Source organism: Luteimonas sp. TWI382, from assembly GCF_039674545.1.
Taxonomy (GTDB): Bacteria; Pseudomonadota; Gammaproteobacteria; order Xanthomonadales; family Xanthomonadaceae; genus Luteimonas.
The window spans coordinates 12663-28092 of sequence record NZ_JBDJNS010000011.1; the positions used below are offsets into that span (position 1 = coordinate 12663).

The window sequence follows — 15430 nt, forward strand, 5'->3', positions numbered from 1 at the left end:
CGCATGACGAATCCGGACGCGGGACCCGCCGAAGCGGCGGAGGTGCTCTACCAGGGCGACTGGCTGCGGCTGGTGCGCCGAGGCAAGTGGGAATCGTGCGAGCGCACCCACGGCGGCAACGGCATGGCGGTGCTGATCATTGCGGTCACGCCGGACGACGAGGTGCTGTTCGTCGAGCAGTTCCGGGTGCCGCTGGGAGCGCGCACGATCGAGATGCCGGCCGGTCTGGTCGGCGACCGCGGTAGCTCCGACGCACTCGAAGACGCGGCCAGGCGCGAACTGATCGAAGAGACCGGCTGGTCGGCCGGCCGCATCGATGTGCTGCTGACCGGCCCGACGACGGCGGGGATGAGCAGCGAGCGCGTGGCGTTCGTCCGTGCCCGCGAGCTGACCCGGGTCGGCGCCGGCGGCGGCATCGACGACGAGGACATCATCGTCCACGCCGTACCGCGCGCCAGTGCGCCGGCCTGGCTGATGCGCAAGCATGCCGAAGGCTATGAGCTCGACCTCAAACTCTGGGCAGGGCTTTGGATGGTCGATCACGAGCCTGACGGCACCCGGGTCGACTGACGGCCACCGGCCGGGCCTGCGCCCGGCACCGTCTGCGCTCAGGCCTTCTTGAGGAACTCGGTGCGCAGCACCAGGCCCTTGACCTTCTCGGCGTTGCACTCGATCAGGTCGGCGTCGTCGGTGAGACGGATGTTCTTGACCAGCGTGCCGCGCTTGAGCGTGACGCTGGTGCCCTTGACCTTGAGGTCCTTGATCAGCGTGACCGAGTCGCCATCGGCGAGCGTGGTGCCGTTGCTGTCCTTGACGATGAGGGTGTCTTCTTCCGACATGGTGCGATGTCCCGTGGTGCGCGCCGGTGTCCGGCGCATCGATGGAGGCGTGCCGCACGCGGATGCGTGGGCAAGAGCACGTGCGCCCGCGGCTGCGGGCGCGCAGTGGATCAGGCGAAGCGGTCGGTCGCGCGGACCAGCGCGTCGATGTTCTCCGCCTCGAACGCCGAGTGACCCGACGCCGGCGTGATCACCAGCTCGGCCTTCGGCCAGACCTGGTGCAGGTCCCAGGCGTTCTGCACCGGGCAGACGACGTCATAGCGGCCGTGCACGATGACGCCGGGGATGTCGACGATGCGGTAGGCGTCGCGCAGCAGTTGGTCGTCGACCTCGAAGAAGCCACCGTTGACGAAGTAGTGGTTCTCGATACGCGCAAACGCGAGCGCGAACTGCGCATCGGCGTGGCTGTCGGCGAAGTCCTCGTCGATGTGCAAGAAGCTCGTGGCGCCTTCCCAGATGCTCCACGCGCGCGCAGCGTCCAGGCGCACGCCCTCGTCGTCGCTGGTCAGGCGCTTGTGGAATGCAGCGATCAGGTCGCCGCGCTCGTTCTGCGGAATCGCGGCGATGTACTGCTGCCAGGCCTCCGGGAACAGCCGCGATGCGCCTTCCTGGTAGAACCATTCCAGTTCGTCGCGACGCAGCATGAAGATGCCGCGCAGGACCAGTTCGGTGACCCGGCGCGCGTGACGCTGGGCGTAGGCCAGCGCCAGCGTCGACCCCCACGAGCCACCGAAGACCTGCCACTGCTCGATGCCCAGGTGCTCGCGCAGGCGCTCGATGTCGGCGACCAGATCCCAGGTGGTGTTGGCGACCAGATCGGCATGCGGCGTCGAGCGTCCCGCGCCACGCTGGTCGAACAGCACGATGCGGTACTTCGCCGGATCGTGGAAGCAGCGCATCTTCGGGCTGCAACCGCCGCCCGGACCGCCGTGCAGCAGCACGACCGGCTTGCCCTTCGGGTTGCCGCACTGTTCGTAGTAGAGGACGTGTCGATCGTCGACGGCCAGCGAACCGGTGTCGTAGGGTTCGATGGCAGGATAGAGCTGTCGCATGCACGGGCATCCGAAAAGGAACCGGCCGCCATTCTAACAGCCGCGGTCAGGTGCCTCCGGCGCGTCCGAAGGTCACGCGGTCGCGCTGCTCGAGATCGCGCGCGGTCTCCACCTCGCCAAGCCCGGCCGCTTCGAACAGCGCGCGCACTGCCGCACCCTGCGCCAGCCCGTGTTCGACCAGCAACCAGCCGCCGGGGCGCAGATGCGCACAGGCGCCACCGGCCAGCACGCGGATCGCATCGAGGCCGTCGTCGCCGGAGGCCAGCGCGGTTGGCGGCTCGAAGCGCAGATCGCCGCGGGCCAGGTGGGGATCGTCCGCCTCGATGTACGGCGGGTTGCTGACCAACACATCGAAGCGGCGGCCTGCGAGCGGCGCGTACCAGTCGCCGGCCAGGAACGTCACGCGCGCCAGCTCCAGTTCGGCGGCATTGGCGCGCGCGACGGCGAGTGCGTCTTCACTTGAATCGGTCGCGACCACCTCGACGTCCGGACGCTCGACCGCAAGCGCGAGCGCAACCGCACCGCTGCCGGTGCCCAGGTCGGCGACCGCGGCGCCGGGCCCGGCCGGCAGCCGTGCCAGCGCCAGTTCGACCAGCCGCTCGGTCTCGGGTCGAGGAATCAGCGTCGCCGGGGACACCGCCAGGTCGAACCGCCAGAACCCACGACGGCCGATCAGGTAGGCGACCGGCTCGCCCGCAGCGCGGCGCGCCACCAACGCCTCGAAGCGCGCGGCCTGCGCCGGCTCGATGGGGGCGTCGCCGTGCGCGAACAGCCAGCTGTGCGAGCGCTCGACGGCATGCGCGAGCAGCCAGCGGGCGTCGGTGGCGTCGATACGCGACGCGGCGGCGCGCAGCAGCGCATCGAGTCGGGGAGAAGACGTAGCCATGACTTCACATCGTAGCGGTGCGGACGCCGGCATGGTGGCCGCCTTCTCGCTTGAGCGACCGCCGATGCCTTCATCGCTGCGCATCTGCCTTGCGGCGCTGTTCGCGCTCACGCTCTGCGCCTGCCAGAGCGCGTTCTTCGCAGTGGTCAACCGACACAGCGAACGCCCCGCGGCCAGCGCGGTCTACGACGTCGACCGCGCGCTGTCGCTCGACATCTACCGGCCGGCCGCACCGGTCAGCGGCGCACCCGTCGTGGTGTTCTTCTATGGCGGTGCGTGGCGGCATGGCCGCCGGGCGCAGTACCGCTTCGTCGGCAGCCGGCTGGCGCAGCACGGCATCGTCGCGATCGTTGCCGACTACCGCACGTATCCGGCGGCCGGCTTTCCCGATTTCGTCGGCGACGCGGCGCGGGCGGTGCGCTGGACCCGCGATCACGTACAGGCGTACGGCGGCGATCCGCGACGGCTGTTCGTCGCCGGGCACTCGGCCGGCGCGCAGATCGCGGCGCTGCTGGGCACCGATGCGCGCCATCTTGCGGCGGTCGGCATGGCACCGCGCGAGTTGGCCGGGGTGATCGGCCTGGCCGGCCCCTATGACTTTGCGATCGGCCCGCGCCTGGCGCCGGTGTTCGGACCGCGCGCGCAATGGCCCGACGCGATGGCGCTGCGGTTCGTCGATGGCGACGAGCCGCCATTCCTGTTGGTGCACGGCGATGCCGACCGCACGGTCGACGTGGACAACAGCCGGCGCCTGGACGCCGCGCTACGCGGTCACGGCGAGGCCTCGACGCTGCGGGTCTTGCCCGGCGCGCATCATTTCGCGCCCGCAGCGGCGTTCTACAACCCGGCGCGAGCGCCAACGGTGCTGCCCGCGGTGCTGGACTTCGTATCCACGACGAGGCCGACATCAGCGTCCGGACCAGATGCTGCCCGCAACGCGGCGGGCGCGCTGACCAACTGAGGGTCTTCTTTTGGGGGGGAGGGAAGACTAATTCTCCAGTTCAGACCGGCCACTGCCCGCCGACAGAAGCCGCTTTCCCCTCTTTCGGGGCCGCTTCGCGGTCCGGCAACGCGACGCACGCGTGGCGTTCGCATGCTTGACTCGGCCGCGCGCACCTCACAAAACCGGGGGTCCAAAACCGGGGTCAGAGTGCAATTTCGCGGGGCGAAAATTGCACTCTGACCCCGGTTTTATCCTGACGGATCGAGCCGGGTCGTGTTGTCGCGTGGCCGGACCGTGCAGTGGCCTTGCCGAGGGGAGAGCGGTTTCCGGCCAGCAGGCGGCTGCTCGTCCGGAGCAAAGCCCGTCCTCGCGCTTGCAGACAGACAAAATGAAGGCGGCCGAAGCCGCCTTCAAAGATTCCGTGACACGTGTGGGAGGGAGGTACGGACACGGAACGGAGTGTGCGGCCTGGACCGCCTGGGCGAGTCACCGATATTGCGTCGACCGGCCCCTTGCGCCTGATATTGCTGCAGTGCAACAGCCATTGCAAGCGTTTTCATGGGCAAATCCGCCCATCCGCAAACGATAGCCTGAACCTATCGATAGGATTCAACTTATCGATTTTACATATCGATAGAGCGCGCCTAACCTATGCCCAGCCGGTCTCTCCGGCCGCCGGCCGTTCACGGCCGCACCCTCTTCACCCAAGGAGTTTCCATGTCCCTCATCAACACCGAGATCAAGCCGTTCAAGGCCACTGCGTTCCAGAACGGCGAGTTCGTCGAAGTCAGCAACGAGAGCCTGAAGGGCAAGTGGTCGGTGCTGATCTTCATGCCGGCCGCCTTCACCTTCAATTGCCCGACCGAGGTCGAGGACGCCGCCGAGCATTACGCCGAGTTCCAGAAGGCCGGCGCCGAGGTCTACATCGTCACCACCGACACGCACTTCTCGCACAAGGTGTGGCACGAGACCTCGCCTGCCGTCGGCAAGGCGCAGTTCCCGCTGGTCGGCGACCCGACCCATCAGCTGACCCGCGCGTTCGGCGTGCACATCGAGGAAGAAGGCCTCGCGCTGCGCGGTACCTTCGTCATCAACCCCGACGGCGTGATCAAGACGCTGGAGATCCACGACAACGCCATCGCCCGCGATGTCACCGAGACCCTGCGCAAGCTCAAGGCCGCGCAGTACGTCGCCGCCAATCCGAACGAGGTCTGCCCGGCCAAGTGGAAGGAAGGCGAGAAGACCTTGGCACCGTCGCTGGATCTGGTCGGCAAGATCTGATCCGCGTGCCGGCCGCGGCGCGTGCCGCGGCCGCCTCCATCCCCGCCTCGGGGATGGAGGCGAACCGGAGCCCGTGCACAACGCGCGGTTTCCGGTTCGCCTCCCTCCCGCCGCCCGATGCGCGATCACGGCGCGTCGCGCGCCGCCCACCCTGCCTCCAGGAGCCGTCCATGTTGGAAGCCGACCTCAAAGCCCAGCTCAAGGGCTACCTGGCCCGCGCCGTGCGCCCGATCCACATCGTGGCCTCGCTCGACGACAGCCCCAAGTCTGACGAGCTGCGCAGTCTGCTCGACGATCTCGCCCAAGCCAGCGATCGCATCACGATCGATGTGGGCGGTGACGATGCGCGGCGCCCGTCGTTTGCGCTGACCTCACCCGGTCACGACATCTCGCTGCGCTTCGCCGGCCTGCCGATGGGGCATGAGTTCACCTCGCTGGTGCTGGCGCTGCTGCAGGTCGGCGGCCATCCGTCGAAGGCCGCGCAGGAGACACTCGAGCAGGTCGCCGCGCTCGAGGGCGACTACCTGTTCGAAACCTATTACTCGTTGTCGTGCCAGAACTGCCCGGACGTGGTCCAGGCGCTGAATCTGGCAGCGGTGCTCAATCCACGCATCCGCCACGTGGCCATCGACGGCGCCCTGTTCCAGGACGAGGTCGAGGCACGCGAGATCATGTCGGTGCCGACCGTGTTCCTCAACGGCGAGAAGTTCGATCAGGGCCGGATGACGCTCGAGCAGATCGTCGCCAAGCTCGACACCGGTGCGGCGAAGCGCGAGGCCGCGAAGATCGCCGACAAGGCACCGTTCGAGGTGCTGGTCGTGGGCGGCGGCCCGGCCGGCGCGGCTGCGGCGATCTACGCCGCGCGCAAGGGCATCCGCACCGGCATCGCCGCAGAGCGTTTCGGCGGCCAGGTGCTCGACACGATGGCGATCGAGAATTTCATCTCGGTCAAGGAGACCGAGGGCCCGAAGCTCGCCGCTGCGCTCGAGCAGCACGTGCGCGAGTACGAGGTCGACATCATGACCCTGCAGCGCGGGACGCGTCTGGTGCCGGCCGGCGACGACGGGCTGATCGAGGTGCAGTTGGAGAACGGCGCCTCGCTGCGCTCGCGCAGCGTGGTACTGGCCACCGGCGCGCGCTGGCGGCAGATGAACGTGCCGGGCGAGGATCAATACCGCAACAAGGGCGTGGCCTACTGTCCGCATTGCGACGGGCCGCTGTTCAAGGGCAAGCGCGTGGCGGTGATCGGCGGCGGCAACTCCGGCGTCGAGGCCGCGATCGACCTGGCCGGCATCGTCGCCCACGTCACGTTGATCGAGTTCGACGCGCAGCTACGCGCCGACGAGGTGCTGCAGCGCAAGCTGCGCAGCCTGGCGAACGTGCGCATCGTCACCAGCGCGCAGACGACCGAGGTGCTCGGCGACGGCAGCCGCGTCAATGGCCTGGTGTACCGCGACCGCGTTGGCGGCAGCGACCACCGTGTCGAGCTCGAAGGCGTGTTCGTGCAGATCGGCCTGCTGCCCAACACCGAATGGTTGAAGGGCGTGGTCGAGTTGAGTCCGCGCGGCGAGATCGTCGTCGATGCCCGCGGCCAGACCAGCGTGCCGGGCGTGTTCGCCGCCGGCGATGCGACCACCGTGCCCTACAAGCAGATCGTCATCGCGATGGGCGAAGGGTCGAAGGCGGCACTGAGCGCGTTCGACCATCTGATCCGGCACTCGGCGCCGGCCGCTCAGGCGGCGGCCGCCTGAGCATGGGCGCGCCCGCGCACCATGCGGCCTGCCCGATCTTCGCATCGCGGCGACCGGGCAGCGCGTCGGCGCAGGGCAATTGGAGCGCACAGCGATGAACCTGCGGGATCTGCGCTACTTCGTCGCATTGGCCGAACATCGGCATTTCGGCCGCGCCGCCGCCAGTTGCTTCGTCAGCCAGCCGACGCTGTCGACGCAGATCCGCAAGCTGGAAGAGGAACTGGGCGTGGCGCTGGTGGAGCGGGCGCCGCGCAAGGTCATGCTGACGCCGACCGGCCAGCAGATCGCCGAGCGCGCGCGTCGGATCGTCGCCGACATCGAACAGATGAAGGACGTCGCGCGGCGCAGCGCCGACCCCGAGGCCGGCTCGATCCGGCTCGGCGTGTTTCCCACGCTCGGTCCCTATCTGCTGCCGCACGCCGTGCCGCTGGTGCGCGCACGCTTCCCCGAACTCGAGCTGCTGCTGATCGAGGAAAAGAGCGACGTGCTGCTGTCTCGGCTGCACGACGGCCGGCTCGACGCGGCGATTCTCGCCCTGCCGCTCGACGATGAGCAGTTGCACACGCAGTTCCTGTTCGAAGAGCCCTTCGTGCTCGCGGTATCCGACCGTCATCCGCTGGCCGCGCAGGACCGCCTGGACCTGCCGGCGCTGTCGCAGCAGAAGCTGCTGCTGCTCGAGGACGGGCACTGCATGCGCGAGCAGGCGCTGGATGTGTGCCGGTTGTCGGGCGCCGCCGAGCACGCGGAGTTCCGCGCCACGAGCCTGGAGACGCTGCGCCAGATGGTCGCCGCAAACGTCGGCGTGACCCTGCTGCCGGTGCTCGCGACCAAACCACCGGTGGCGCCGTCGCCGCACCTGCACTTGCTCGATTTCAGCGATACCCGCCCGACGCGGCGGATCGCGATGGTGTGGCGCCGCAGCTCGGCGATGCACGAATTCCTGCTGCGACTGGCCGAGGCGCTGCGCGCGCTGCCGGCCGGCTTGCTCGACCCGGCGGCGCCGCGCGCCGCCTGAGCTTTCCGCGCGTCGGCGACGCTACAGCGCCACGCCCACCGGGCAGGCGACGCCGGTGCCGCCCAGCCCGCAGTAGCCGCCCGGATGCTTGTGCAGATACTGCTGGTGCTCGTCCTCGGCGTAGTAGAACGTCGGCGCGGGCGGCCCCGCGAGCTCGGTGGTGATCGCCGGAAAGCCCGCGGCCTGCAACCCCGCCTGGTAGGCATCGCGGCTGCGCACCGCCAGCGCATGCTGGTCGGCGGTGGTGCAGTAGATCGCCGAGCGGTACTGGGTACCGACGTCGTTGCCCTGACGCATGCCCTGGGTGGGATCGTGGCCTTCCCAGAACAGCTGCAGCAGATGCTCGAAGGCGACCTGCGCCGGGTCGTAGACCACCAGCACGACCTCGGCATGCCCGGTCTGGCCCGAGCACACCTCGCGGTAGGTCGGGTTGGGGGTCAGCCCGCCGGCGTAGCCGACCGCCGTCGTCACCACGCCGGGCAGCGACCAGAACTTGCGCTCCGCGCCCCAGAAGCAGCCCATGCCGAACTGCACCTGCTCCAGGCCGTCGAAGGCATCGCGCAGCGGACGGCCATGCACGGCATGCGCGTTGTGCAGCGGCAGCGGCGTGTCGCGGCCGGGCAGTGCGTCCTGCGCCCGTGGCAGGCGCTGCTTCCACGCTCCGATTCCCAGCATCGTCCAACCCTCCTGCGGATGCGGCCGGTCGCCGCCCCTCATGGATGCGGCATCCCGACCCGGGGTTCAAGGGCGCTGCGGCTGCGAGGCCCGTGCGCGATCGCGGCCCTTCAGCCCGGCGAGGAAGATGCCGGCCAGGGTACACGCCAGCCCCAGCCATTCGCGCGGCACCGTCGGTCGCTGCAGCACCACCAGATCGAGCACGAACGCGCAGACCGGCTGGGCGAGCAACAACAGGCCCACCAGCGCGACCGGCAACTGCTGCATCGCCCGCGAGATCAGCATCCAGCTCAGGCAGTGCCCGAGCCCGGCCAGCAACAGCAACCAGGCCAGGGCACGCCAGCCGGGAATCGCAAACGACACGCCCTCGGCCAGACCCGCCAGGCCCAGCAGCACCGCACACAGCAACGACACCAGCGCCAGCACCTGCGCGATCGGCGCGGCGCGCAGCGGCGCCAACCGCAGCCCGGCGCGCTGCACCTGGCGCAGACCGATGTTGTAGACCGCGTAGCACAGCCCGGTTCCCAGCCCCAGCCACACGCCCCAGCGGTAGTCGGCCGGCAGCGTGGCCCAGTCGGCGCCCAGCAGCAGCCACAGCCCCGCGAACGCGAGCACGATGCCGCCCAAAAAGCGCGGCCCCAGGCGTTCGCCGAACAGCAGCATGCCGGCCAGCGCCATGAAGAACACCTGCGCGTTCGCCAGCAGCGTCGCCAGACCGGGGCCGATCAGCAGGATGCTGCGATGCCATAACCACAGATCGGCCGCAAACGCGGCGGCAGGCAGCAATGCCAGCCACCACAGTCGCGCAGGAATGGGCCGCCAATCGCGGCGCAGCGCGACCCACAGGATCAGCAGCGCGCCAGCGAACAGCATGCGGTAGAACGCCGAAATCGTCGGCGGCGTGCCGGCCAGGCGCACCATCAGGCCATTGCTGCCGATCAATACGGCGCCGGCCAGCATGCTCGCGAGCGCGGCTCGGCCGGCGGGAACCTCCTGCATGGCACCAATCCGACGATGGGGGGGGGAACGGCAGCGTAGCAGCGCCCTGCTCCCGGCCAGCACCTCAGGCGAACACCGCCGGCGCCATCCGGACGCGGTTCCTGCCCTCGTGCTTGGCGGCGTAGAGCGCCTTGTCTGCGCGCGCCAGTGTCTCGGCGGCGGTGCGCTCGCCGCGGCGTCGGGTCGCGATGCCGATGCTGACCGACAGCCCGACGCGTGCGCCTTCGTGGCGGACATCGACCTCCTCGACCGCCATGCGCATGCGCTCGCCGATGATCCGCGCCCTTGCGCCCTCCAGGCCCGGCAGCACGACGATGAACTCCTCGCCGCCGTAGCGGCCGAACACCGCGCCGTCGCTCAACGCGCCCTGCAGCGCGGCAGCAACCCGGCGCAGGCAGTCGTCGCCGCAGGCATGGCCATACCGGTCGTTGACCGACTTGAAGTGGTCCAGATCGACGAACAGCACCGACACCGGCCGTTCGTCGCGGACCGCATCGGCGAAGATCCGCGCCACCCACTGATCGAGCATGCGGCGGTTCATCGTCCCCGTCAGTGCGTCCATCTCCGCCGAACGGCGCAGCTTGAGCGCGGCCGCCGCCTGGTCGACGTGCTGCTGCACCAGCCGCAGCAGCTCGGCGATCAGCGCCATGTCCTCGGGCAGGAATCCAGCGTCGCCGGCACGACGCATCACCAGCACGCCCCAGACCGGCGTACGCATCTGCAACGGCACCCACGCCTCGATCGCCGGCCCGCGTCCCTCTTCCGGCGCGGGTTGCTGGGTCGCCACACCTGCCACGGCCAGCCGGCGCAGGGCCTGCTCGCGCGAGCCCAGGCTGCGTTCGACGCGCGCGGCCACACCGACCGGCTCGACGAACACCCGGTCCACGCCAAGATAGCCACGCAGCATCACCGCGCACGACTCGGCAGGCACCAAGGGCATCAGGTGTTCGACCAGCAAGCGAAAGCCGCAGGCCGGCAGGTCCACCGCGTCCAGTCCGTCAAGCTGGGCCTGCAGGGCGGCCGACAGGTTCGCGCGGGCGGCCTCCCGCCGCATGCGGCGCTCGGTCTCCAGCCGCGCGATCCGGTCGCGGTCGCGCTGGTCGCGGTAGTCGCCGATGCGCTGCACCAGCGCCAGGCCCAACACCAGCACGAAGGCCACCGCGCCGCCCTGATACCCCAGATGGACCAGCGGTACGTCGGGGACGAGCCCGTGCCGGACCAGCGCCGCCCAGGCGCCGGCGACGACGGGCACCAGCGCGGTCACCAGCAGCCAGCCGGACAGCACGACACCGCGGCGGGCGCCGTCGACCAGCATTGCCAGTCCAGCAACGCCTGCCAGCAGCCAGCCGTACGCGGTGATGCGTTCCATGACGCCATCGAGCGCCGGCAGGCGCAGGGCACAGACTACGGCCAGCGCCGTCAACACGCCTCCCAACACGCGGACGATGCCCACCAGACGATCGCCGCGCCCGGGCATCGCGTAGGCACGCACCAGCGACAGCCAGACCGCGGCATACAGCAGGGCCAGGGCCGAGACGCCCTGCTCGCGCCACGCCCCCAGCAGCGACGCGCCGGGCAACCCGTACAGATGCCCGTTGCGTGCCTGCAGCAGCAGCACCAACACGACCACATAGCCGAAGAACCCGACGAACAGGCGGTCGCGCGAGGCGTGCGCCAGTGCCAGCGCCATCGCCGCCAGCGCCATCAGCCCGCCGTAGACCGCACCGGCCAGCGCGACGCCCGAGCGCTCGATCCGTCGCACATCGACGGCGCGGGCCAACACCGGCCGCATCGTCGCCGGGAGCGGCCGGTCGGCATGCAGCGTCAGTTCCACCGGGCCTTGCCAGTCCGGCAACACGAAGCCGTAGCCGGTCGGCAACATGCCCTCGTCATCGCCGACCCGAAAGAAGCCGCGCGGCTCGCTGTGCCAGCCATCGGCTGCGTACAACTGCAGCCCCTCGACCATCTCGCGGGGAAACCACAGCGCCCAGCGTCCGCCGGCGGCATCGCCGCTGGGCAGCGTGAAGCGCAAGCGCGCCTCGACCTCGGGGGCCGCATCGGGCGCGGGCGCCAGGATCTCGACCGCGCGGCGCTCACCCGGCCGCAACTGGGTGGAGGCGACCAACGCGACGAACAGGCCCAGCAATAACAGCAGGCAGCCGGCCAGCACCCAACCATGGCCGGGAATCGCACGCGCACGTTCGCTGCTCGTCATCGGCGGCCCTCTCGCACACGCCAGCGCGCGGCCGACGCATCGTCGCCCACGCGTCGCCCGCGCGCGTTGTCGCTGTCGCGCTGCATCCTGCTCCTTCCCGTCGGAAATCCGTACTCCGTCACACTATTATGTCATTGGCGGTCACAGAAGCGCGGCACTGCGGGCAGCTCCCGCCACCGCAGTCTCCGCCGACCGGTCCGCTACACTGCGCAGTTCATTCCGCCTCTCCCGAGCCGTCCGCCCCATGTCCGCAGGTCCGATCGAATCCGCCGCCCCGCCCACCGATGCCGCCGCTCCGGTCCGCCAGGACTTCATCCGGCAGATCGTCCGCGACGACCTCGCCAGCGGCCGGCACACCACGGTCCGGACCCGTTTTCCGCCTGAGCCCAACGGGTATCTGCACATTGGTCACGCCAAGGCGATCTGCCTGGACTTCGGCATCGCCGACGAGTTCGGCGGGCGCTGCAACCTGCGCTTCGACGACACCAACCCGGAGAAGGAAGACCTGGCGTTCGTGCGCGCGATCGAGGACGACGTGCGCTGGCTGGGCTTCGACTGGGCTGAACTGCGCCACGCCTCGGATTACTTCGAGGTCTATTACCTGGCCGCCGAGAAGCTCATCGCGCAGGGCGATGCCTTCGTCTGCGACCTGACCGCCGAGCAGGTCCGCCAGTACCGCGGCACCCTGACCGAGCCGGGCCGGAACTCGCCGTTCCGTGACCGCAGCGTGGACGAGAACCTGGACCTGTTCCGGCGCATGCGCGCCGGCGAGTTCGCCGACGGCACGCGCACGCTGCGCGCGAAGATCGACATGGCCAGCGGCAACATGAACCTGCGCGACCCGGCGCTGTACCGGATCAAGCACCTCGCCCACCAGAACACCGGCGATGCCTGGCCGATCTATCCGATGTACGACTATGCGCACGCGCTGGGCGATGCGGTCGAAGGCATCACCCATTCGCTGTGCACGCTGGAATTCGAAGACCATCGGCCGCTCTACGACTGGGTCGTCGACCGGGTCGACCTGGCCGGACATCCCGAACTGCTCGCCTCCTTGAGCGCACGCGGCCTGCCGGTGGTGGCGGGCAAGCCGCGCCAGATCGAGTTCTCGCGCCTGAACATCAACTACACCGTGATGAGCAAGCGCAAGCTCACCCAACTGGTCGCCGACGGCCTGGTCGACGGCTGGGACGACCCGCGCATGTACACGCTGCAGGGGCTGCGTCGCCGCGGCTACACACCCTCGAGCCTGCGGTTGCTGGTGGACCGGGTCGGCATCAGCAAGCAGAATTCGGTGATCGACTTCTCGGTGCTCGAAGGTGCGCTGCGCGACGACCTCGATGCGCGCGCGCCGCGGCGCATGGCGGTGATCGACCCGCTCAAGCTGGTGCTGAGCAACCTGCCCGAGGGCCATGCCGAAACGCTGACCTTCCCCAACCATCCCAAGGACGAGGCGCAGGGCACGCGCGAGGTGCCGTTCTCGCGCCAGCTGTGGATCGAGCGCGAGGATTTCGCCGAAGTGCCGCCCAAGGGCTGGAAGCGACTGGTGCCCGGTGGCGAGGTCCGCCTGCGGGGCGCCGGCATCGTGCGCGTCGACGAAGTGATCAAGGACGCCGACGGTGCGATTGTCGAACTGCGCGGCACGCTCGATCCCGAGTCGCGGCCCGGCATGGAAGGCGCCAACCGCAAGGTCAAAGGCACGATCCACTGGGTCAGTGCGGCGCATGCAGTCGAAGCCGAAGTGCGGCTTTACGACCGCCTGTTCGTCGTCGAGAAGCCGGACGACGAATCCGCCGGCAAGACCTACCGCGACCATCTCAATCCCGATTCCAAACGCAGCACCACCGGCTACGTGGAGCCGGCCGCCGCGCAGGCCGCGCCGGAGCAGGCGTTCCAGTTCGAGCGTCTGGGCTACTTCGTCGCCGACCGCTACGACCACGCCACCGACCGGCCGGTGTTCAACCGCAGCGTCACCTTGCGCGACGTCTGGACATCGGCCAAGCCCGGCGGCTGATCGCCGACACGCCCACGTCGGTGCCGGACGTGCACGCCAGTCCGCCGTGGATGACGCACCCGCTCGTTCGCCTCGGGGCGATCGCAACGGTGCTGTCGCTGGCCGACATCCCGTGGCTGACCTTTCCCTGGCGGATGCCGATCGTCGGCGCGCTCGCCGTGACCTGGGTGCTGGTCGAGACGCGCCGCTGGCCGGCCGCCGGCGTCGGGCGACAGCGCCTGTGGGCGACGCTCGGCTGGACGGCTGCGCTGGTCGTCCTGGTCGCAGGCATCGTCGACCCGGTGCTCGAACCGCTGGTCGACCGACTGACCGGGACGCCGGTGGATTACAGCGGTTACGGCGCGCTGCGCGGCAACCTCCCGATGGCGCGCGACCTAGTTCTGGGCGCCTGGCTCAGCGCGACGTTGGGCGAAGAGCTCGTCTTCCGTGCCTTTTTGATGCATCAGCTCACGGCGCTGTTGCGTACCACGCGCGCCGGCGACGCCCTCGCGATCCTGGCCGGCGGCGTCGTGTTCGGTCTGATGCATGCAGATCAGGGGCTGGCGGGAATCGTGCTGACTGGCCTGGTGGGCGGGCTGTTCTGCGCGGCCTACCTGCGCTCGGGCCGCAACCTCTGGGCGCTGGTGCTGGCGCATGGTCTGATCGACACCTGGGGCGTGACCACGCTGTACCTGGGCTGGGTCTGAGGCGACGCCGGTTCGCTCGCCGCGCCTGCGCCCGACACGCGAGCACAGCGCGCGCTCGACACGCTGACGGGGCCGGAGCGGTACCATCGCGCCGATGAATCGTTTGCGCTCCCTGCTGTTCGGCCTCTGCGCCCTGGTCTCGTTGCTCGCGCTTGCAGCCTGCGCGGCGCCGCACACGCCAACATCGCCGCCGGCCGGCGCGCCTCCCGCTCTGTCGGCCGGGGCCGGCAATCCGCTGGCCCCCGACACCGGCTGCAACGTCGATGCCGACTGCGCAGTCAAGAATGTCGGCAACTGCTGCGGCGTCTATCCGGCCTGCGTCCATCGCGACGCTGCGGTCGATCCGCAGGCCGTCGCCGCCGACTGCGCCGCGCGCGGCCTGGCATCGGTCTGCGGCTTCCGGCAGATCGAGGCCTGTCGCTGCGTCTCCAACCGCTGCGAAGCGGCGCCGATGCGCGTGCACACGCGCTGACCGCGGCCTTCGCCGCCTGTCTTCTTCCAAGGGATCCGCAATGCTGTACGCACAAGTCCACCTCACCCTGCCCGCCTGGGTCCACGAGCACGTCGACACCGCGCGCGCCTATCCCGGCGACGAGGCCAAGGTCGCACTCGCGATCGCGCTGTCGCAGCGCAATGTCGAGGCCGCCAGCGGCGGCCCGTTCGGCGCCGCGGTTTTCGACGGTCAGGACCGCATCGTGGCGGTCGGCGTGAACCGGGTGATGCCCCACACCTGCTCGGTCGCCCACGCCGAGACCATGGCCTACATGCTGGCCCAGCAACGGCTGCAGACGCCGCGGCTCAACGAGCGCATCGGCCCGGTCACCCTGGCGACCTCGTCGCAGCCGTGCTGCATGTGCTACGGCGCCACCGTGTGGGCCGGCATCGACCGGTTGCTGATCGGCGCCCGCGCCGAGGATGTCGAGGCGCTGACGTCGTTCGACGAAGGCCCGCTGCCCGAGGACTGGGTCGGCGCACTGACCGAGCGCGGCATCGCGGTCGTGCGCGACCTGCTGCGCGACGAGGCCTGCACGGTGCTGCGTGCCTACGGCGAGTCCGAAGGAGCGAAGTACTGAC

Annotated in this window: 14 protein-coding genes and 1 pseudogene; 9 read left to right on the forward strand and 6 right to left on the reverse strand. The window is 69.8% G+C overall.

Going from position 1 to position 15430, the window contains the following annotated elements:
* The first annotated feature begins 3 nt into the window (after positions 1–3).
* Positions 4–570, forward strand: a complete 567-nt coding sequence (locus ABE505_RS09050; protein ID WP_346445761.1) for an NUDIX hydrolase — start codon at positions 4–6, stop codon at positions 568–570.
* Positions 571–608: 38 nt separating this feature from the next.
* On the opposite strand, the pseudogene ABE505_RS09055 reads toward ABE505_RS09050, so the two are convergent.
* The 3 genes and pseudogenes from ABE505_RS09055 to prmC all read right to left on the reverse strand — a co-directional run.
* Positions 609–827, reverse strand: a pseudogene (locus ABE505_RS09055) (alkylphosphonate utilization protein); the annotation flags it as partial.
* 122 nt (positions 828–949) lie between these two features.
* Positions 950–1891, reverse strand: coding sequence for a prolyl aminopeptidase (pip, locus tag ABE505_RS09060; RefSeq protein WP_346445763.1), 942 nt, complete (start codon positions 1889–1891; stop codon positions 950–952).
* Between the two features lie 46 nt (positions 1892–1937).
* A complete protein-coding gene (prmC, locus tag ABE505_RS09065) occupies positions 1938–2777 on the reverse strand; it encodes a peptide chain release factor N(5)-glutamine methyltransferase (protein ID WP_346445764.1) in 840 nt (279 codons plus the stop codon).
* Between prmC and ABE505_RS09070 the strand changes: the two genes are divergently transcribed.
* The 4 genes from ABE505_RS09070 to ABE505_RS09085 all read left to right on the forward strand — a co-directional run bounded on the left by ABE505_RS09070 (position 2776) and on the right by ABE505_RS09085 (position 7767).
* Positions 2776–3738, forward strand: a complete 963-nt coding sequence (locus tag ABE505_RS09070) for an alpha/beta hydrolase (protein ID WP_346445765.1) — start codon at positions 2776–2778, stop codon at positions 3736–3738. The genes prmC and ABE505_RS09070 overlap by 2 nt on opposite strands.
* 699 nt (positions 3739–4437) lie before the next feature.
* Positions 4438–5001 carry an alkyl hydroperoxide reductase subunit C gene (ahpC, locus tag ABE505_RS09075; RefSeq protein ID WP_346442944.1) on the forward strand — a complete coding sequence of 188 codons (564 nt, stop codon included), beginning with the start codon at positions 4438–4440 and terminating at the stop codon, positions 4999–5001.
* A 170-nt stretch (positions 5002–5171) separates the two neighbouring features.
* Entirely contained in the window at positions 5172–6752 is a 1581-nt protein-coding gene (gene ahpF / locus ABE505_RS09080) for an alkyl hydroperoxide reductase subunit F (RefSeq protein WP_346442946.1), read from the forward strand.
* A gap of 94 nt (positions 6753–6846) precedes the next feature.
* Entirely contained in the window at positions 6847–7767 is a 921-nt protein-coding gene (locus ABE505_RS09085; RefSeq protein ID WP_346442948.1) for a LysR substrate-binding domain-containing protein, read from the forward strand.
* Positions 7768–7788: 21 nt separating this feature from the next.
* Here ABE505_RS09085 and msrA read toward each other — a convergent pair whose 3' ends face one another.
* The 3 genes from msrA to ABE505_RS09100 form a co-directional block, all read right to left on the reverse strand.
* Positions 7789–8442, reverse strand: a complete 654-nt coding sequence (gene msrA, locus ABE505_RS09090) for a peptide-methionine (S)-S-oxide reductase MsrA (RefSeq protein WP_346442949.1) — start codon at positions 8440–8442, stop codon at positions 7789–7791.
* A 66-nt stretch (positions 8443–8508) separates the two neighbouring features.
* On the reverse strand, positions 8509–9441 hold the full coding sequence (locus ABE505_RS09095) for a DMT family transporter (RefSeq protein WP_346442951.1): 933 nt from the start codon (positions 9439–9441) through the stop codon (positions 8509–8511).
* A gap of 64 nt (positions 9442–9505) precedes the next feature.
* Positions 9506–11656 carry a diguanylate cyclase gene (locus ABE505_RS09100; RefSeq protein WP_346442952.1) on the reverse strand — a complete coding sequence of 717 codons (2151 nt, stop codon included), beginning with the start codon at positions 11654–11656 and terminating at the stop codon, positions 9506–9508.
* Positions 11657–11900: 244 nt separating this feature from the next.
* Between ABE505_RS09100 and ABE505_RS09105 the strand changes: the two genes are divergently transcribed.
* The 4 genes from ABE505_RS09105 (at position 11901) to ABE505_RS09120 (ending at position 15429) form a co-directional block, all read left to right on the forward strand.
* Positions 11901–13670 (forward strand): glutamine--tRNA ligase/YqeY domain fusion protein, encoded by a 1770-nt coding sequence (locus ABE505_RS09105; RefSeq protein WP_346442954.1) that lies wholly within the window; start codon positions 11901–11903, stop codon positions 13668–13670.
* Between the two features lie 134 nt (positions 13671–13804).
* Complete coding sequence (locus ABE505_RS09110) at positions 13805–14356, forward strand: CPBP family intramembrane glutamic endopeptidase (RefSeq protein WP_346443089.1); 552 nt, start codon at positions 13805–13807, stop codon at positions 14354–14356.
* A gap of 94 nt (positions 14357–14450) precedes the next feature.
* Positions 14451–14828 carry a hypothetical protein gene (locus tag ABE505_RS09115; RefSeq protein WP_346442956.1) on the forward strand — a complete coding sequence of 126 codons (378 nt, stop codon included), beginning with the start codon at positions 14451–14453 and terminating at the stop codon, positions 14826–14828.
* A 40-nt stretch (positions 14829–14868) separates the two neighbouring features.
* Positions 14869–15429, forward strand: a complete 561-nt coding sequence (locus ABE505_RS09120) for a nucleoside deaminase (protein ID WP_346442958.1) — start codon at positions 14869–14871, stop codon at positions 15427–15429.
* Position 15430: the final 1 nt, after the last annotated feature.